Source organism: Schlesneria sphaerica (genome assembly GCF_044336245.1).
Lineage (GTDB): Bacteria > Planctomycetota > Planctomycetia > Planctomycetales > Planctomycetaceae > Schlesneria > Schlesneria sphaerica.
The window spans coordinates 4,200,988-4,220,990 of record NZ_CP172346.1; the positions used below are offsets into that span (position 1 = coordinate 4,200,988).

Here is a 20,003-nt window from a genome sequence, read left to right on the forward strand (position 1 = left end):
GCCCAACCACAGCGACTCAACAATCGCGCACGTAGCGTAAATCTGTACACGCGCTCCCGCAGGAGAAGAGCTCGGATTGAGGAGCGGTTTGCAGAATCGAACTGTTTAATTCGAGTCCCTGCGCTCCCGCTTCGCGGAAGACAATTCTCCATCAGGGCGGGGTGCGTATGAGGACGGACGTGGCGCGGGACGTGACAAGTTCTTCGACCCGTTGCGTTGTGAGTTGAGGAGTGCAATTCCGGTCGGCAGAGAATCTTAATTTCAGGCCGCGTGGCTCAAAGTCGGGGGTGACGACCGGGAAATCAAGCGATATCCTGACTGTGTGGTTCCGCTCATGAAATCTCAGAATCTGGCTGGAAGTGAGTCGCATGCTGGAAATCCAACTTCGTCAGCAGTTGTCGAAGGTCGCACTGCGCCTGGGCCGATTATGGATGTGGCGGCGACTCACCTGGTCCTGGGCTGCATTCGCGGTGCTAGTTGCACTTTGGGCGATCGCCGGGCGTCCGTTCGTTCCGGGATCAGTCTGGTTTTTTGCAGCTCTGCTGGTCGCGACGGTCGTGTGGATTCAGTCACGCTACTTAGGGACGTCGAAAGTTGAAGTTGCTCGCAACATTGAACAGGCCTTTCCGGAACTGAACTCTCGCCTGCTGGCCGCTCTGGAGCAGTTCCCGGAAGTGCAAACTGGCCGGCTCAATGTGCTGCAGCGTCAGGTGATCTCCGAAGCGGTGCACCATGCCAGGATGAATGACTGGACCGAGGCGGTGCCTCCCCGGCAGATGCGCCGAGCCATCCTCAATCAGACCGCCGCAATGGCGGCGTTCGTCATCGTCGGCTTGATGGCAACCCAGGGGGCGAACAGGTCCGCGGCAGCGATTTCCAGCAGTGACCGTGCCGTCGAGAACGTGGCAGGGGAATTGCCGGTGACTGTCGAACCGGGTGATGCGGAACTGGAGCGGGGAAGCAGTTTACTGGTTCTGGCACGTTTTCAGGGGACGCCTCCCGCCGATGTGCACGTCATCTGGAAGGGGGAGGATGGAAATGAAACAAGACTCGCGCTGGCAAAGAGTCTCGACGACCCTGTTTTTGCCAGTCGTCTGCCGGTCGTTAAAGAGGATATCTCTTATCGGATCGACTTTGATGGCAATCAGACGAAAGACTACCGCATCACTGTCTACGATTTGCCTGCGCTCGTTCGATCGGATCTGAGTTTCGAGTATCCCAGCTATACGCAGCTTCCCGCGAACACACTTGAGGATGCTTTCGACGCCTCTGTTGTTGAGGGGACACGGATCTCGATTACATGCCACGTGAATAAGAGTCTTGTCAGTGCACGGCTTGTTTCGGCCGATGGAACAACATTGACTCTCGAGGCTGATCCTGATCGGCCGCAATCCTATCGTTGCAGTTTCATTCCGGAAGGCCGGGTGCGGCTGAAGCTGGAACTGACCGACGATGCGGGCCGAAAAAACCGCGATCCTGAAGAGTTTCGGATTGATGTCGTTCCGAATCGCGCGCCAGATCTCAAACTGGTTTTTCCCGGGAAAGATGTCAAAGTCTCGCCGTTGGAAGAAGTTGCTCTGGATGCGACCGCGATCGACGACTTTGGCCTGCTCGAAGTCGGTTTAGTGGTGCAGATGCCGGGACGCGAACCGGTCACGCTGCCGCTGGGACGTGAACTCAGCGGCGGTCAGCAACATAAGCTTTCCTCTCTTCAGCGACTGGAAGACTTTCGGGTGCAGCCTGACGAGTTGATGACGTACTACCTCTACGCGGATGATTTCGGCCCGGATGGTCAGCGCCGTCGCACGAATGGTGACGTCTTTTTCGCGGAAGTTCGGGCCTTCGACGAGATTTACCGCCAGGTTGATCAGCAGGGGGCGGGAGAGATGCAGAACTCTCAAAAGCCCCCCGAATCACTCGCGAAACTCCTTGAGCTTCAGAAGCAGATCATTGTGGGTACCTGGAAAGCCGTCAGGACTCCCGATCCCACGTGGTCGCCGAAGCTGGAACAGGAAGTTCAAACCCTGCACGAAGGTCAGTTGCAGGCCGCACGCAAACTGCAGGCACTTCGCGAGCGAATGACGCAGCCGCAATTGCAGCCGATTTTTTCGACCATTTCCGACGGGATGGAAAAGGCGAGCGGTGAACTGGAACGTGCGGTGACTTCGCAGAATGTTCAACCGTTGACTCCCGCGACTGCCGCGGAACAACTCGCCTACCAGGGGCTGCTTAAGCTGCGCGCCAAAGAACATCTGCTGATGCAGTCCAAGGCCAAAGGAAGTGGTCAACAGAACGAAGAAAAAGAACGGCTTGATCTGGAGTTGAAGCAGTCCAAAGACCGCTACGAATCGGAAAAAACTGCAAAGCAACAGGAAAGCAACGTCAATCGCGAAGCCTTGGCGATTCTGGACCGACTGAAGGAAATGGCTCGGCGCCAGGAAGAACTTAACCAGCAGTTGAAAGACCTCGATGCCCAGGCGCGACAGGCCAAGACTGATGCGGATCGAGAGGAAATCGAACGACGACTCAAGCGATTGCGCGAAGAGCAGCAGCAGATCCTGCATGACACAGACGAACTGCGAAACAAGCTGAATCACTCAAACCAGCAGGAGACCGTCGCTGAAACCAAACAGCAATTGGAACAGACTCGCCAGCGGATGGTCGAAACGGCCGAAAAACTGCGTGAGGGGCAGCTCTCTCAGGCTCTCAGCGCCGGGACGCGGGCCGAGCGTGAACTGAAACAGATGCAGGAAGATTTTCGCAAGCAGACAGCGGCTCAGTTTGCTGACGCCATGCGTTCGATGCGTGAAGAAGTTCGACAATTGGCCGAACGCGAGAAAGAGCTTGCGCAAGAATTGGCTCAGTTGTCGGATGACTCGAGCCGGACTCTGCGACAGTCGCAGCAGCGGTCTCAGTTACAGGCCGAGTTTCAGCAACAGCAGCTCCGTGCAAACGAGATTGTGGATCACGCCAAACAAGTTGTCGAGGAGTCCGAAACATCTGAGCCGCTGTTATCCAGGCAGTTGTATGACATGCTCCGCTCGACCCGCGAATCGAAACTGGACCAGGCGCTCTCAGCCACGCAGCAACTGCTAAAGCAGGGAATCCTGCCTGAAGCAGCGAAGGCCGAAATGCAGGCTCAGGCGGGGATCGATCAACTGAAGAAGGGGATCGAAAAGGCGGCTGAATCGGTCCTTGGAAATGAGATCGATTCGCTGAAGCGCGCCCGCAGAGAACTGGCCGCTCTCTCGCAACAGCTTGAGGAAGAAATTCGAGCTAATACCAGCAAGTCACAAGAGGCTGGTTCGTCGGGCAAGTCTTCGACCGCTGATGGCAACAACGATGGGAACGAGAAGACGAATGAGTCAGCGGGGCAAAGGGGACCGGACGGCGGCAAGGGGGCGGGAGCGGACGCAAAACCCGGCGAAGGGACGGAACCGGGAGAAGGCCAGCAGCCTGCTGGCGAAGGGGCTCAGGGAGTAGGAGAGAGTCCGGGTGAGTCCGGTGCGCAGCCCGCTGCCAGTAGCGGTGATAGTCAGAGCCCACAGGGTGAAGCGGGAGAAGGTCAAGGAAGTGGTGAAGGGGAGTCGCGACCGGGTGGACAGGGCGGGGGAAGGCCTGCTGGTGAGCAACCTGATCCGAAGGGATCTGACAGTCAACGTCCTTCGCTGCGGCAATCTTCCGCCAATTCGCGGTCACAGAAACCATCAGGAAGTCCACGTCCCGCTCCGGGGAATTCGCAAGAGGGGGGAGAAAACTCTGAAGGTGGAGGCAGTGGCGGGAACAGCCAGGGGGGCGGACCGCTCACGGGTGGTGACTTCACGGAATTCAATGAGCGACTGCGCGATGTCGAATCGATGATCGGCGATCCCCGACTTCAGTCTGAAGTTCAGAAAGTTCGTGATCGTGCACGGAGTGCCCGAGCCGAATTCAAACGGCACACGACCACACCCAATTGGGATTTTGTGCGCTCCTCTGTGCATCAGCCCATGATCGAACTCCAGCAGCGGCTGGCCGATGAAATAGCCAGGCAGGAATCGCCTGAATCACTGGTCCCCGTCGATCGCGACCCCGTGCCGACTCGCTATCGAGATCTGGTGCGTGGTTACTACGAACGGTTGGGAACAGGAAGCGAAGAGTAGTCTGAACCTACCTTTCCCCAGGTGACTTGCCGAGATGGAACAGAGCGATGACTGAGCTTGAAGAAATTGTTGTGGAAGAAACGATCGTGTCGACGGCGAAACCCGCACCCGTCACCCGGACCCGGCGCCAGCCCCAATATTCGGTGATCGTTGAGGATGATGATCTGCACACGTTCGCCTACGTGATCGATGCGCTGAGCCGTATCTGTGGACACACCGTAGAAGAGGCTTACCGACTGGCTCTCGAGATTGACTCCAAGGGCCGGGCGGCGGTCTGGACCGGGGCGATGGAAGTTGCTGAACTGAAGCGTGATCAGATCATCGGATTCGGGACTGATATTTACGCGTCCAAGCCTGCCTCCTTTCCCTTGGGCTGCTATATCGAGCCCGTGGCCTGAAGTCGGGGATTGGTCCAGAATCACTTCGGGGCGTGATCGGGTTTCATCCGTTCACATGCTCCGCTAGAGTGGTTGTCGCTTCCGATCACTCTGTTTCGCTCCCAGATCTCGTGCGAGGAATATCATCGATGAGCTACCGATCCGATCGTCGCGATTTTCTGAAGTCTTCAACCGCCGCGCTGGCGGGTGCGACGCTACCCTACTGGTTCACGTCTACAAGTAACCTCGCCCTCGGCCGCCAGACGGTGAACAGCCGGCCTGTTCTAGGGTGTGTGGGGACGGGAGATCGCTGGAACGCTGTCGGCCCGAATGCAATGGAATTCTCGGATTGCGTCGCCGTCTGTGACGTTGATCGCGAGCATGTGGAAAAAGCACGCAATCGAGTCCGGGATATTCAAAGCAAGAAGGGGATTTCCGGCGATCCCGAGATGTATGAAGACTATCGCAAACTGCTGGATCGCAAAGATATCGATGTCGTGACAATCGTGACGACGGACCACTGGCACTCAAAAATTGCCATTGAAGCGATGCAGGCCGGTAAAGACGTCTACTGCGAAAAGCCACTGACACTGACGATCCTTGAAGGCAAGCAGATCATCAAGGTTCTGAATGAAACGAAACGTGTGTTTCAGGTGGGAACGCAGCAGCGTTCGGAAATGTCTGCGAACGACGGCAAGATTCAAAACCAATTCTTGAAGGCCGTCGCCATCGCCCGCAGCGGTCGGCTCGGTAAGATCAAGAAAGTGACCTGCGGGATTAATCGCGCAGAAGTCAGCGGCGCGATTCCGGTCGCCGACATCCCTCCACAGCTCAACTGGGAGATGTGGCTGGGGCAGGCACCGCTGACCGAATATCGTCAGGGGGGATTCGGAAACAACAAGCACTATCCGGAATCTCGCACTCATTATGAATTCCGCTGGTGGTACGAGTACTCCGGCGGAAAGATGACGGACTGGGGGGCTCACCATGTGGACGTCGGGATGTGGGCACTGGGGATGGATAACAGTGGCCCGATCTCTGTCGAAGGAACGGCGGAACATCCTGTTCCTTTCGAAAATGGGATGCCGACAGTTTCCGACCGGTATAACGTCGCGACGAAGTTCGATGTCACCGCCAGATTCGAGAACGGTGCCGAGATGCTGATCACCAGCGAAGGGGATAATGGCGTCCTCATCGAAGGAACCGAAGGCCGGATCTTCGTCAATCGGGGCAAGCTGACCGGGGCACCCGTCGAGGAACTCGCCAAGAATCCGCTTCCCGAGACTCTCTTGCGAGATCTTTACAAAGGGAAAGATCCCAAGGGGGGACGCAACGCTCACATGGCAAACTTCTTCGATTGCGTGCAGGATCGTGGCTTGCCGGTCAGTGATGTCTATTCGCATCACCGGGCGATGACGACATGCCATCTGGCGAATATCGCTATTCGCCTTGGCCGAAAGATCGAATGGGATCCCAAGACGGAGCAGATCATCAACGACAAAGATGCCGCCAAGTGGATCACGCGTGAGCAGCGAAAGGGCTACGAAATCAATATCAGCGTCTGATACTGAAACTGGTGCCGAAATGGAGACGAACCGACACTCGTACGCTGAGAGTGTCGGTTCACTGTTTCGAAATCAAGGATCGGTCACGCCATCGCATCTCCGATCCGTCCAAATTCAGGCAGCACTGACTCAATCTGAACCGGTACCGGGATCGCTCGACTTCCTGTTGTTCCTGTACAATCGCCGGTCTCGTTTCCTGGCAGCATCGGCGAAGCCGAACGACGTTGGCAGGTTGCAATTTGGGGGTGAGTGTCGAAGCGGATCTCAAGACAGTTCAGGAAAATAACGGATCACGGTCACGAGCCATCTCTCTTGTCGTCGATCACCTGCAGGTGGGCTAATCACCGCCGTTTTTATCCGCATCGCAAACGGGAGATTCGCGCACGCGAAATCTCCCGCGGATATACTCAGCGTTCCTCGTTCAGAGCTTGCCGAAAGGGCGGGGGCAGGCAGCCGACGTGGCGAGAATCTTCAGATTGATCTCTCAAAGAACCTTGGAACAACACGAATAATGCACGATGCTCTCCAGCCGGCTTTCGCCGAATTACTCGACGGACGACCGCTTCCTGCGGAACTGATGAAGGCCGCAGTCGACGCCATCATGGATGGTGAATGTTCCGAGGCCGAGGTTGCCGCGTTTCTGACCGCACTTCGCTTGCGGGGGGAATCCGTCGGTGAGCTTGTCGGTGCCGCGCTGGCCATGCGAGAACGCTCGACAACAATTCACTGTCAGGCGGAAGGGTTGCTGGACACTTGCGGAACGGGGGGCGACCAACTCTCGACGTTCAATATCAGCACGGCCGCAGCGCTCGTAGCAGCTGCCGCGGGGCAACCGGTGGCCAAGCACGGGAACCGGGGAGCAACCAGTAAATCCGGATCGGCCGATGTGCTGGAGGCTCTGGGGGTCAATCTGCAATTGTCTGCCGAGCAGGTTGGTCGTTGTATTGATGAAGTCGGCATCGGATTCTGCTTTGCACCGCTCCTGCATAGTGCCATGAAGCATGTAGGGCCCGTACGGAAGCAGCTCGGATTCCGCACGATCTTTAACCTGCTGGGGCCGCTCACCAACCCGGCGAGGGCTTCGTATCAGTTACTGGGCGCGACCAAGAACAACTTTGCCGAGAAACTGGCTCAGTCGCTATTCAAACTCGGGACGCAGCGAGCCCTCGTCGTCTGCGGGAACAATGAACTGGATGAGGTCAGCCTGTGGGGTTCCACGATGGTGTTCGAAGTCACGCCGACGGAAGTGATTTCGCACTTATGGACGGCGGAGACGCTGGGATTGCCGGAATGTCATGTAGAGGCTCTACGCGTCGACAATGCGGCAGAAAGCGCGGATGTGATCCGTCGCGTGTTTGCAGGTGAGCGAGGGCCGGCGTATGACATGGTTGTGGCAAATGCGGGAGCCGCACTTCTGGCTGCAGGGAAAACGGTTTCGATCCAGGCCGCCGTCATTCTCGCAAAAGACGTCGTCGATTCCGGGGCGGCAAGAGACCTGTGCGAGCGATTGACACAATGGACGAACCGCTGAATCATTCGTGGACTTCCCCAGGAACTCCACAAGAACGTGAACGACAGACAGATTCACCTCTCAATTCAGTAGACTGAAACCGCCATGCAACTTCGCCAAGAGAATCTCAACGGCTTGAAATGTCACGTGGCAGACAGCCTTCCGGCAGGAGCGACTCCCCGCGCGGTAGTCGTGTTGTGTCACGGGTACGGTGCACCCGGCACGGACCTGGTTCCGCTCGGTCAGATGTTGTTGCGACAGCCGCGGATGGCCAGTTCTGTCCAGTTTATCTTCCCCGAAGCGCCACTCAGTCTGGAAGACCTGGGGATGCCCGACGGTCGTGCCTGGTGGCCCATCGATATGCGGCGACTGCAAATGGCGGCTGCACTCGGGACATTCCGTGATCTGCGGAAGGACTGTCCTGATGAACTTCCGGTGGCTCGAGAGATGATGCTGGGCCTGGTTCGAAAATGGTCCGAGCGAGTGAACGTTCCCCTCAGTCATTTTCTGCTGGGGGGCTTTTCACAAGGAGCGATGCTGGCGACGGATGTCACTTTGCATCTCGACGAAAACCCGGCCGGTCTGGTGATTTTGTCCGGCACGTTGCTGAATGAAGATACCTGGAACGAGCGTGTGGCAGGGCACAAAGCGCTTCGGGTACTCCAGTCTCACGGAACCAACGACCCGATTCTTCCGTTTGCTGCCGCAGGAACTTTACGTGACCTGTTAAATCACGGCGGGGCGGATGTCGAGTTTCTTCCCTTCGCCGGTGGACATGAAATTCCGCATGTCGTTCTGGACCGGATCGGGACTTTCCTGCGAGAAGCCATCGGCGATGGCAGGACATCGCTATAATACGACTGCCACCTGCCCGAGAAATAAAAACCCTTCCGCGCGGGCTGGTTGAGGCCCTCGATCTGGCTGACGGTGGCGGCACGACAGGTCCGCGTCCGGCGGGGCCTCCTTGATATCTAACTGAACTGGTTCTGCTGACCATGAACGCCCGCACAAATTCTCGACCTTCAAAGGTCGAAACGCATTCCACGACAATTCTGGCTGTTCGGCATCGTGGACAAGTCGCTTTGGGTGGTGACGGACAAGTCACCTACGGAAATGCCATTCTGAAGTCAGACACACGTAAGGTGCGCTGGATTCTCGATAAGAAAATGCTGATCGGGTTTGCGGGATCAACTGCGGACGCCTTCTCACTGCTCGAACGATTTGAGGCCAAAGCCAAAAACTTCCCCGGTAATCTTCCGCGGGCCGCCACGGAACTGGCACGCGACTGGAGGACCGATCGGGTCCTCCGCAAACTGGAAGCGATGATGATCGTCGTCGATGCTGATCACAGTCTGCTCGTGACGGGACAAGGGGACGTCGTTCAGCCGGCCGATGGAATCCTGGGGATCGGTTCAGGTGGAAACTATGCTGTTGCTGCCGCCCGAGGTTTGATCCGGCATTCCTCACTTACCGCCGCAGAAATTGTTCGCGAATCGCTCAAGATCGCCTCCGAGATCGACATCTACACCAACGACAACATTGTCGTCGAAGAATTTGGAACTCCTCAAACTCAATCCTGATTCAGGGACGTCCGCAGTCGCTGTAACACTGACTGCTTACTGCGACAGGATTCAGATGACGAACAAAAGTCTCGTCGCGGCGACGATGGCTCGCCAGTTCAGGGACGGGGAAGGAAAAGACCAATGCGAGACATGACACCACGGCAGATCGTTGCCGAGTTGGACCAGCACATTGTCGGGCAGGATAAAGCCAAGCGCTCCGTGGCGATTGCGTTACGCAATCGCTGGCGCTGGCAGCAACTCCCGGACGCAATCCGGCGCGAGATTACGCCGAAGAACATCATCATGATTGGTCCGACAGGTGTCGGAAAAACCGAAATCACGCGTCGTCTGGCCACATTGATTGGCTCTCCTTTCGTCAAAGTCGAAGCGACCCGCTTCACGGAAGTCGGCTACGTCGGTCGTGATGTCGAAAGCATGATCCGTGAACTGGTCGACGCGTCGATCAACCTGGTGAAGGCACGCCGTCGGGGCGAGGTCGAAAACGAAGCCAGCAAGAATGTCGAAGAACGGTTGCTCGATCTGCTTGTTCCTCATGAACCGCGGCCTCTGCCCCGAGATGATGAAAAAGAGTCAGTGTCGGCTGACGAGCATGCGGCTCGGCATGAACGGACTCGAGAAAAATTTCGCCAGATGCTGAATGCCGGGACCCTGGATGAACGTCAGGTTGAGTTATCAGTGCCACAGCGCAAGGCTCCGGTCCAGATGTTTTCCAACATGGGGCTCGAGCAGATGGATGTCGATTTCCAGCAACTGTTCGAACGAGTCATGCCGCGACAGTCGAAGAATCGAAAGGTGACGGTCGTGGAAGCACGCCGCCTTCTGATGGAGCAGGAAACCGAGTTGCTGCTGGATAAAGATGCCATCCATGACGAAGCCCTCAGGCTGGCAGAACAGAGCGGCATTGTCTTCCTCGACGAGATCGACAAGATCTGTACCTCCAGCGAAGGGGGGCATAGTGGGACCGATGTCAGCCGGCAGGGGGTCCAGCGGGATTTGCTTCCCATCGTGGAAGGTGCCACCGTCAATACACGGTATGGCGCTCTTAAGACGGATCACATTCTGTTTATCGCCGCAGGGGCGTTCCATTCGTCCCGGCCTGCCGACCTGATGCCCGAACTGCAGGGCCGGTTTCCGATTCGCGTCGAACTCGATGAACTGACCAAATCGGACTTCCTGAGAATTTTGACGGAACCCTCTGCTTCGGTCACCCGGCAATACCAGCAGTTACTTGAGGTCGACGGTATCCATGTTTCGTTTACCGCAGATGGATTGGCCGAGATCGCCGAGATTGCTTGGCGGGTGAATCAATCAACTCAGAACATCGGTGCCCGGCGACTGCACACCATCATGGAACGACTTCTGGAAGAAATCAGCTTCCAGGGGCCTGATTCCCAGGGAACACAAATTTCCATTGATCGTGATTTTGTCGCGAAGCAATTGGAACAGATCAGTCAGGACGAAGACCTGAGCAAGTTCATCCTCTAACACGAGACACCGCCACGTACCCGGTCGAAGGAATGAACCGTGCGCCGCTCCCGGGGCTGACCCGGGAATGGTGATCGCATTGCGTGACTTACCTGGTCCAATCGATCGCCAGGAATAACTGCGTGAGTCGTTCGCCCCTTAGGGGATTCAGCATGTTAATGTGGGCGATGCGTCCGCGAAGGTGCTGATAAAAGTCGGTGGCTCCGACGCGGTTCTGCGTTGATGGGCCGAGTCGGACACAGTTAGTCAAAATCGCCTTGAGTTGATCGAAGTCGCATCGGGCGACGTTAGGCCGCTGATTGACGACGACCCCGGCTACGGTTTGCCGCTGGTGAGACCTGAGAATCTGCCGCTTCTTCCCATTCGTTTGAAACCGTTCCTGCCGCACAATCTGCTGGACAAGCGGGATGATCGTCGAAATCGCGTAGTTGAGCTCTTTCGGGCCCGAGATCGTCAGGTCGTCCGCGTAGCGGGTGTAGTTTGCTCCGTATGACTTGGCCAGACCCGACAACCGAACGTCGAGACCAAATGCGGAAAGGTTGGCGAGAGCCGGCGATGTCGGAGCACCCTGAGGGAGGTGGCGGCGCAGGTAAGGAACCAGCGCGTACGGTCCTTGTTCCTGAAACTTCAAATTGCCCGGGACGGCCGACGTCACGAGTGAGCCGAGCCAGATTGCCACTTCACGTGAATAGCCAAGGCTGCGGAAGATCGCCACGACGCGAGCGAAGCTGACCGTGGTGTAGAAGTTGGACAGATCGAACTTCAGGACCACTGCCTGGCCGGTATGTGGCCGGGCGTTCGTCAGAATCGAACGAGACTTCGTAAAGCCATGTGAGTTGGCATGGGCGGGGACGTGATCGAGAAGCTCATGCAGGATCTTTGTCTGTACCTGCTTCAGCAAGCCCTTCGGTGATTCAATCAGCCGCCAGCCACCCGCCCGTTTTTTGACCCAGTGGAAGTGATAGTGAGCGGCTGACTGGGATTCAGGTCGACCATTGGAAAAGCGATGAATGAGCCACGCAACCCGGTTGAGGGGAATTCCAATCCATTCGGCCAGTTGTTCAGGAGTGTGAAAGACAGGCAGCCCAAATATCTGCAGCCGTTCTTCGCTACCGTCCTGGCTGAGGTCGAGATAGTGATCCGTTCGCGACCCATAACGAGCATACCGGTACGGGGGAACGCCGCTCGCTTCGATGAAGGGAATCGCTCGACGTTCCGCTGCTGTGACGACGATTCTTCGATTAGGTGTCAGGCGAATGCGAGCCGATTTTGGCAACCGCTTCCGAGGCCGAGGTTCTTCCGTCACGACCGCAGCGGCCGAAAGACTCTTTTGCTGACAATTGTCGGAAACAGCGATTTGAGTCGCGCTGAAATCCGGGGCGGGTAAACTCTGCGAAGGTTGGAGCTGGGGGGGTGAAGGCTCGGGGCGTCGTCGAAACCATTGTAGCAGCCAACTGAATAAGCCCATGTAGCGATTTCCCAAGCAGCCGTTACCGCCAACCAATCGACCCTGACTGGCTGAACTTTCCTGCCGTTCGCCGCACGCAACGGGGTATGGCCACTGCCTGCGAAGCAACATTACTGACCTGCGGGCCGCACAACCGATCCCGTGGCGAAGAGTCGCTGCGGCTAAGACTGCCGATGCCGACTCTTCACAGCTCGAATGTGGAACATTGTTGCGACTGCGGGGTAACCCCGCAGCGTCTGACTCATCCCGGTAGGGAAGGCCAAACTTAACTTGTGCGACCCACAGGCCAGAACCGATATCCTAGCCGACTGGCTAAACCGGTCAATGTTTAACGACCAATCATCTGGTCGGCCGAGATCACTTACTGGGAAGTCGTACGATTCCATCCCAGTTTCGAGGTGCCGTGCGATTGTTGAGCACGATCTGCTGCATCAGAAAATCCTGTGCCCGATCGCTCGCCGGCATGGCGTGCAGGTGTCGATAGGCTTCATCCCAGTTTCCGGCAATGAAACCCGCGACTCCCGCCTCGTAGCTCTCGAGGTGCGCGTCCGTCAGTTCCGGGAAGTCGCTTGCCGGTGGCAGTAGTTCACTGACCGTCACCGGTGTCTCCATGCCGTAGGGCAGAATCTGAGCCAGCCGCCGCAGCCTTCCTTCAGTCGGCTTCAGGCGATCTCGCACCATTTTTGCCGCTCCCTCATCCAGCAGAATCGGGACGCGTAACTGTTTGGTCATCGACTCCAATCGACTTGCCAGATTCACGACGGGGCCGAACACGGTCACCTTGACCTGCTCTGCCGTTCCAATCTTGCCTGCGACCGCCCGGCCGTGAGCGATCCCGATTCCCATTTCAAAGTCGGCGAGGGGATGATTCCGGGTTGCGGCCGCTTTGGCGAAAGCGGCCCGAATACCCAGTGCAGCGCGGCACGCATGAACGGCCGCGTCCGGCGAAGGGAACGGCCAACCCCAGAATCCCAGTGCGGCGTCACCCTGAAAGTCCCCGGTGACACCCCCATTCTCGAGAATGTGATGAGTCATCACACCCAGAGCCCGGCTGACTCGTTCCAGCAAGCCAATCAGGTCGCCCGCTTCGTTCTCCAGTCGCTGACTGAACCCCCGGAGGTCGCAGAACATCACGGTGACATCGCACTCACTGGGTTCCAGCAGCGTCGTATCCAGTTCGTCCCCCAGTGCCGCCAGAATCGGGGGGGCGAAGAACTGCCGCAGTCCCGCCTTCTGCCGTTCCAGCCGTCGGGCACGGATGACCGAACTGATGATCTCGGCCACGAGCTCGGTGAATTTGACATCTGCCTCCAGTTGCAGGGCGTCCGACAGCGTCGTTCCGGGAACGAAGGTCTTTCCCATCCGACCGGCGACATATAGTCCTGCCGGTTCCATGGCGAGTCCCGGCACCGGTGTGCAATAGGCCCAGTCGAACTCTTGCGTCAATGTCTTGTCGCTGGGGACAGGCGAATCCGTTTCCCAGATGTGCAGCACGCTCGACTGGCGCCGCTCAATTGCTTCCGTTACCAGACGACGACTGGGACGAAACGGGCCCGCAGTTTCGTGTCGCCGATCCCAGTGCAGCATCTGGACTTCTTCTGTCCCCGATGTGGTCACGATCGCGACCGCCTCTGCATGGACCACCCCCTTCAGCAGCAGGTTCGCCAGGCGGTAGTACAGCTCGCTATCGTCGCGAGCACCCGAGATCACTTCTGGGAGATGAGTTAAGACCTCGATCCGGTTTTCCGGGTCCTGGTAGCGGATTTTCCGGAGCTCCGCCCGTTTGAATGCCACTTCTTCAAACGGTGCTGCGACAATTCCCACTTCGGTTTCAGGTTGTGTGACATGGAACGAGGTCGAACCGACCACGAAGTGTTGACCGACCTCGACGCGACAGGTTCCTACCGCTTCCCCCGCGAAAAACAGCGGGTTTCTGGCCGCTTCGACGCGTGAAAGCTGAAGATGGTCAGGATGCACATCAATCTGGACATGCTGCCGCGAGATCTGCGGGTCCCATTTGACGCTCAGTTCACACTCGGGATGGCGACCGATGCAGTAACGCTGACCCGGCTCCAGCCGTTTCCGCCAGTGCTGCTCCGTCTCTGAACCCTGTGCAACAAGCTCGAGCACCACGATCTTCACTCTTGGACACGAACGAACACCAAATGGACGAACCCGACTAGCGACCTCGCAGCAGTCCCGCTGGAAGGTTGCGACTCTTGCGCAAAGGCTGTTGATTCTACCTCTCACTGAGACCTGACGTCAGCTTCGGAGCCAGCGGATCAAGTCGCTGACGATCAAGTCACTGCTGCTGTGGTTGATTTCGGTGACCTGCCGTCCCGGCCTTCATCTCTTCTCAACCAACTTTCCCGGCAGACGGCGAATTGGCCAACGTTCCTGTGCGCAGAGGACACATTGTCTCTCGCTTGCGAGAAATGGGTGGAGTAGGGAATTTGAACTGGTCGAGGGCGTGGCTCGCCGGTAGATCGTGTCCCTCTATGGAGATCCCCGAAAAATCGTTAACCTCAGTGGAGTGTCTGGTTTCTGAGAATCTCTGAGTCACTGAGCATGCGTATTCCCACATCGCGACAACGAGCGTCCCAGGTGGATATGCAGACGGCCATGACTCCACTGATTGACGTGGTCTTTCAGCTCCTCATCTTTTTCATCTGTGCCTCAACGGGGCATATGAAAGAGCTACTGCTAACGACGGACTTTGCCGCCGGAGCGATCAGTGCCACCGAGAAGGAACCGACCGAGAAACCGCTGGGTGAAGTCTCGATCCGACTGACACGCGTGGAAACGGAGACGGTGACGTTTCTGGAAGGACAGGAGTTTCGTGAAATGGACGGGCTGGATGCGAAACTCAAAGATCTCGCGCGGGCATCGACCGAGATTCCCGTGAATCTGGATGTCGCTGCAGAAGTCCCCCTGGGAGATGTGATCCATGTCTATGACATGTGTCGCGCAGTCCGCTTCCAGTCCATTAACTTTGTCGTTTCCAAATCTCAACTTTAATGTTGGTGCGACGGAAGTACCTCCGCGCGGCAACCACATCCGAGTCGGCAGTCGGACAGGCGGATTGCGGACGACCACTTTGCCGATCAGTGTCACGCTTTCTGAGAACCGCTGCGAGAATACCAGGCTTCTGGTGAAGCTTTTCACTCCCCCACATTCTTCGGAGGAAGGTGTAGCAATCAAAGCTGCGAGCAGCCGATCGACGGAGCCGCTCTTGGTACGAATCGCCTGCGTGCCCCCCCCTCTTCAGCAGAGGTGGGGGCACGACTTCTCCCGAATTGTCAAATAACGATAGTGCCGTTGATTCGTTATGCGGTTCTGAAGTAACCGCTTGTACCGAAACGTCACGTTTCCTGAGTCGGCCCCAGGGGGAGGCTCGCCAGAAATCCCTGGCCAGCCGGGCCAGTCCCGTCCAAATTACTTAACACCTGATCCTCCAAAGACATGGGACTGGCCAGCGGCTGGCCACGGACTGGCCAATTGGCCAGCCCGTGACGTCAAGATCGATGACCTCGAATTCGTCGCAGCGCGTCTTGCCGCTGTCTTCGGTCGTGCTCCATCCCCGCCGAGACGGACTGTAAATCCCGCTCTCATCCGCACTTCCTGATGACCTCCTGTCGCCATCCGACGCGGGCGACGATTCCTTTTTCTCCCGTCTGATGCAGGATTCCGCGGTTCCTGGCCGCAGCGACATTGACCGTCTGAGACAACAATCTCACACCGGCTGGACGACTCAAACTCATGACTTTCCCGGGCGCGACCGAGTCACGCCACAACCAGACCGTCGGTCGCGTCCCGAGCTTCGCAAGATCACTCGCAACACGTCCCGCTTACGTCTCGATCATCCGTGCCGCGTTCGTACTACCTGTGCCTCGCAGATGATTTCTGATGACATGCGATGGATGATGAAGCTCTGCGATCTGAACTATTTCTTTCTTCGATTGTCTCGTCCCAGCAGAAGATGTTTGAACACGGGCAGTGTCAGCAAGAAGCAGGATCCCAGCGAGCCCAAACAGCCAAACGTTTGGACGAGACTTGGTCCTTGAACAACAGGGACCAATAATTCCGCCGGAAGGAAGGAGATTCTTCCCCACGACCCTCCTGCGCCGGTCGTGAGCCACGACTGAGCCGCTAAGGTTCGCAATGTCTGTGTTTGTCTTTATTCAACGAGAATAACTCCCCGCCCAAGGAGCTGGGTTGGTGGTTCGAACTCAGATGAGGTTGCCTGAAGTTCAACGAGATACTTTCCTTTTTGCGTTGGGGCGTCGAGTTCCAGTGTCGCGACAGGCCCGTACTTTCGGCACCAGGGTCTCGTCACGCCGCCGAACGATCGGCGCCCCTCGGTCCGATCGAACGGGGCAAGAAACTCAATCGTCAGCAAAGATCCCCATTCCATATCCTTTGCAAACTCAAGTTCGACTTCGAACTCCAGCCGGCCTCCCGAATGGATTTTCTCTGGAAGTCGCAGATCGACGACTTCCTGCTCGAACGTCGGGGTTGGTGGTGGTTGCCTTAGCTTTTCAGTCGCTGCTTCCACCGAAACGGGTTCGGTGGAGAGCGTCTTCTGTTGGGGTTGGTGGTGGTTGCCTTAGCTTTTCAGTCGCTGCTTCCACCGAAACGGGTTCGGTGGAGAGCGTCTTCTGTTGGGGTTGGTGGTGGTTGCCTTAGCTTGTCAGTCGCTGCTTCCACCGAAACGGGTTCGGTGGAGAGCGTTTTTGTTGGGGTTGGTGGTGGTTGCTTTAGCTTGTGAGTCGTTGCTTCCACCGAAGCGGGTTCGGTGGAGAGCGTTTTTGTTGGGGTTGGTGGTGGTTGCTTTAGCTTGTGAGTCGTTGCTTCCACCGAAACGGGTTCGGTGGAGAGCGTCTTTTGTTGGGGTTGGTGGTGGTTGCCTTAGCTTTTCAGTCGCTGCTTCCACCGAAGCGGGTTCGGTGGAGAGCGTTTTTGTTGGGGTTGGTGGTGGTTGCTTTAGCTTGTCAGTCGTTGCTTCCACCGAAGCGGGTTCGGTGGAGAGCGTCTTCTGTTCGGGTTGAGGGGTGGTTGTGGACTTGGCCATGAAAGGGGGGGGCGAGGTTAGGATCAAAGGGCCTGCTCGAACTTGACAGATGGGAGAGACCCGATTGTCGAGTGCCTTCTGACACGGTTGTAAAACGGTTTGATGGATTCAAAGTGGCTTTAACGAGCAACCGAGTGAGTCTGATACCGTTCGCAGTACGAGCTCTTTGTTCAGCGTGGCGAAGAAACGCTCCATCGGTGCGTCATCCCCGCGATTGCCTCGGCGGCTCATCGAGTCGGTGATCTGATTTCGTCTCAGAAGAATCTGGTCGTGTTCGCTGGCATACTGCACACCTGCAGTCCGAGTGCTCCACACGGGGGCCGAGTGCTCCACCGGGCCTGCGGTGGGCGGCAGTTCTCGCTGGGCCGCCCTCTCCAGTGCATCGACGACCAGTCGGCCGTCAATCGGATCTGACATCGAGCAGCCCCAGTCTTCCTTGAATCCAAATATGCTCACCAGAGCATTTATTGCAGTAGCCGGGTTTTGAATCCGTCCCTAGAATTCTAACGAAGAATTCAGTATCCGGCGAGGAGGGCGGGTGGTGTCGTTTTTCGCCCGCCCGGAACCCGGATCAAGGGCCAGACGCGCATGAACGAGACGGATTCGCGAATTGATGACCCGGTGCCGGAGAGCCTGGTCGTTCTCAAGTACCTGACTGAGGCTTCCGGACTCGCGTTCGATCCGACCCAGGCTGGCAAGGCGCTTCGCAGGGCGGAAGCGGATATTCCGCCTACAGTGGCGCGGGCCGCACGGTTGCGACTTGCCCAGGCTGCCGAAGCGGTCGGCTTACAAACCTTGACCAGACAGCTTTCTGTCCGCGAGGCCTTAGCCAGCGTTGAGCCGGAGTCTCCTCTGGCCATTTTTGCGGTTACGCCGACGGGCACGGCTCGATGGCATCTGCTCACGGATTCGAGCGGTGGAAAAGGGTCTCTGCTCTCCACCGCACCGGAAGACGACAATAAATGGCTCGATGCGGAGAGGATTGCGGAACGTATCGGGGCGTCCGACGCCGATGTCGTTGTTGAGTGGATGACGGCGCAACCTGCTGCTCCTCTCGCCGAGGCATCGGCCGCTGGTGAGCTTGGCCATTCCCATGACGAGGAACATCACGGACCACCCCCACTGCGTCGACTTCTCGGGTTACTTCGGCCCGAAGCCGGCGACATCTGGATGGTGATCGTGTATGCGCTCGGCGTCGGTGTCCTCAGCCTGGCTGTTCCCATTACGGCGATGGCGGTGGTGAACACGACCGCGCTGGCGACACTGGTGCAGCAGTTGCTGGTCCTCTGCGTGGCATTGCTGATCAGTCTCTGCCTGGCTGCGCTCTTACGGGTTTTGCAGTCAATCGTCGTGGAGTATTTGCAACAGCGCATTTTCGTTCGCGTTGTCGGAGACCTGTCGCACCGTCTGCCTCGCATCGACGTGAAGGCATTTGATAAACACCACGGCCCCGAACTGGTCAATCGTTTTTTCGACGTGCTCACCGTCCAGAAAGCCAGCGCGTCATTGCTGCTCGATGGCGTGAGTGTTGTCTTGCAAATGGCGATTGGACTTGCCCTTCTGGCCTTTTACCACCAGATCCTGCTGGGGTTCGACCTTGCACTCATCGCCAGTCTGGTATTTCTCGTCTTCGTCTTAGGCCGTGGGGCCGTTGCCAGCAGTATCCGCGAGTCGCGAGCAAAATACGTGGTCGCAGGATGGGTCGAGGAAATGGCGAGGCATCCTGTTGCATTCAAATTCAACGGCGGGCCAAACTTCGCCCGCGAGCGGGCCGACGTTTTGACGCGGCAATACCTTCTGGCCCGGCAAAGCCACTACCGTATTGTCCTGCGCCAAGTTGTCTTCGCCCTTGGCCTCCAGGTGCTCGCCAGCACCGCGTTGCTCGGCCTCGGCGGCTATCTGGTGATCAATGGACAGTTGACCCTTGGCCAGCTCGTCGCGGCGGAAATCGTGGTCGCATCGGTTGTCAGTTCATTTACCAAGCTTGGCAAACATCTGGAGAGCTACTACGACCTGCTGGCGGCGGTTGACAAACTCGGTCATTTGACTGATCTGCCCCTGGAACGTGATGGAGGTGTGTCTCACCGCGCCCGGAGCCAGGGGGCAGCGATCCGGGTTCACAACGTCACCTTCGCCTATGGCGAGGGCCATCGGACGGTACTTGATCGATTGAACCTTCGTATCGACGCGGGAGAGCGAGTTGCCTTACTGGGCCCGAATGGCGCCGGCAAGAGCACGCTGGTCGACCTGCTTTTCGGTCTGCGGCAGCCCAACCATGGCCACATAGAAATTGACGAGACGGACCTGCGGGACCTTCGCCTTGAGTCGCTGCGCGAACATATTGCGGTCGTGAAAGGAATCGAGATCTTCGAAGGGAGCATCTTCGACAATGTCCGCATGGGCCGAGAGCATTTGTCACTCGCGGATGTGCGCAGGGCGCTGGGGGCAGTGCGACTGCTGGAAGATGTTCTCGACCTGCCCGGCGGGCTGAACACCGCATTGGGAACCGGCGGGGCGCCCCTGTCCCTGGGCCAGGCGGAACGGCTCATGCTCGCACGGGCGATTGCCGGCAGCCCGCGGTTGCTGGTGCTCGATGAAGTGCTCGACGATATGGACCAGGATGTTCGCCAGGAAGTCTTGCCTGGCATCCTTGGCCCCGAAGCGCGCTGGACGCTCCTGGTCGTCACTCACAGTCAAGACGTTGCGCGGCTCTGCGGGCGCCAGGTGTCCCTCATGCGAGCGGACCGGCCGAGCCACGCCCGCGCCGATTCCAGCCATCAACACGTGACCAACGTTTAAGTG

Annotated in this window: 13 protein-coding genes; 9 read left to right on the forward strand and 4 right to left on the reverse strand. The window is 57.6% G+C overall.

Annotated features, from left to right (window positions below):
- Window positions 1-368 precede the first annotated feature (368 nt).
- The 7 genes from ACGY09_RS15250 (at window position 369) to hslU (ending at window position 10,662) form a co-directional block, all read left to right on the forward strand.
- Entirely contained in the window at window positions 369-4,142 is a 3,774-nt protein-coding gene (locus ACGY09_RS15250; protein ID WP_397568399.1) for a hypothetical protein, read from the forward strand.
- A gap of 47 nt (window positions 4,143-4,189) precedes the next feature.
- Window positions 4,190-4,540, forward strand: coding sequence for an ATP-dependent Clp protease adaptor ClpS (locus tag ACGY09_RS15255; protein ID WP_373649378.1), 351 nt, complete (start codon window positions 4,190-4,192; stop codon window positions 4,538-4,540).
- Window positions 4,541-4,668: 128 nt separating this feature from the next.
- Window positions 4,669-6,084 (forward strand): Gfo/Idh/MocA family oxidoreductase, encoded by a 1,416-nt coding sequence (locus ACGY09_RS15260; protein WP_397568400.1) that lies wholly within the window; start codon window positions 4,669-4,671, stop codon window positions 6,082-6,084.
- Window positions 6,085-6,595: 511 nt separating this feature from the next.
- Complete coding sequence (trpD, locus tag ACGY09_RS15265; RefSeq protein ID WP_397568401.1) at window positions 6,596-7,615, forward strand: anthranilate phosphoribosyltransferase; 1,020 nt, start codon at window positions 6,596-6,598, stop codon at window positions 7,613-7,615.
- 84 nt (window positions 7,616-7,699) lie between these two features.
- The gene (locus tag ACGY09_RS15270; RefSeq protein WP_397568402.1) at window positions 7,700-8,449 is read left to right on the forward strand and encodes an alpha/beta hydrolase; all 750 of its coding nucleotides are present in this window, start codon (window positions 7,700-7,702) and stop codon (window positions 8,447-8,449) included.
- A gap of 140 nt (window positions 8,450-8,589) precedes the next feature.
- Window positions 8,590-9,174 (forward strand): ATP-dependent protease subunit HslV, encoded by a 585-nt coding sequence (gene hslV, locus ACGY09_RS15275; protein WP_373649374.1) that lies wholly within the window; start codon window positions 8,590-8,592, stop codon window positions 9,172-9,174.
- 123 nt (window positions 9,175-9,297) lie between these two features.
- The gene (gene hslU / locus ACGY09_RS15280) at window positions 9,298-10,662 is read left to right on the forward strand and encodes an ATP-dependent protease ATPase subunit HslU (RefSeq protein ID WP_397568403.1); all 1,365 of its coding nucleotides are present in this window, start codon (window positions 9,298-9,300) and stop codon (window positions 10,660-10,662) included.
- An 88-nt stretch (window positions 10,663-10,750) separates the two neighbouring features.
- Here the strand turns inward: hslU and ACGY09_RS15285 are convergent, their stop codons facing one another.
- On the reverse strand, window positions 10,751-11,938 hold the full coding sequence (locus ACGY09_RS15285) for a reverse transcriptase family protein (protein WP_397568404.1): 1,188 nt from the start codon (window positions 11,936-11,938) through the stop codon (window positions 10,751-10,753).
- A 549-nt stretch (window positions 11,939-12,487) separates the two neighbouring features.
- Window positions 12,488-14,263 carry an adenylate/guanylate cyclase domain-containing protein gene (locus ACGY09_RS15290; RefSeq protein WP_397568405.1) on the reverse strand — a complete coding sequence of 592 codons (1,776 nt, stop codon included), beginning with the start codon at window positions 14,261-14,263 and terminating at the stop codon, window positions 12,488-12,490.
- A 435-nt stretch (window positions 14,264-14,698) separates the two neighbouring features.
- Here ACGY09_RS15290 and ACGY09_RS15295 point away from each other — a divergent pair, with 435 nt between their 5' ends.
- A complete protein-coding gene (locus ACGY09_RS15295) occupies window positions 14,699-15,148 on the forward strand; it encodes an ExbD/TolR family protein (RefSeq protein ID WP_373649370.1) in 450 nt (149 codons plus the stop codon).
- A gap of 1,159 nt (window positions 15,149-16,307) precedes the next feature.
- On the opposite strand, the gene ACGY09_RS15300 is transcribed toward ACGY09_RS15295, so the two are convergent.
- Both ACGY09_RS15300 and ACGY09_RS15305 read right to left on the reverse strand, forming a co-directional pair.
- On the reverse strand, window positions 16,308-16,685 hold the full coding sequence (locus tag ACGY09_RS15300; RefSeq protein ID WP_397568406.1) for a hypothetical protein: 378 nt from the start codon (window positions 16,683-16,685) through the stop codon (window positions 16,308-16,310).
- 624 nt (window positions 16,686-17,309) lie between these two features.
- The gene (locus tag ACGY09_RS15305; RefSeq protein WP_397568407.1) at window positions 17,310-17,618 is read right to left on the reverse strand and encodes a hypothetical protein; all 309 of its coding nucleotides are present in this window, start codon (window positions 17,616-17,618) and stop codon (window positions 17,310-17,312) included.
- Window positions 17,619-17,789: 171 nt separating this feature from the next.
- On the opposite strand from ACGY09_RS15305, the gene ACGY09_RS15310 reads away from it, so the two are divergent.
- The gene (locus ACGY09_RS15310; protein ID WP_373649368.1) at window positions 17,790-20,000 is read left to right on the forward strand and encodes a peptidase domain-containing ABC transporter; all 2,211 of its coding nucleotides are present in this window, start codon (window positions 17,790-17,792) and stop codon (window positions 19,998-20,000) included.
- Window positions 20,001-20,003 lie beyond the last annotated feature (3 nt).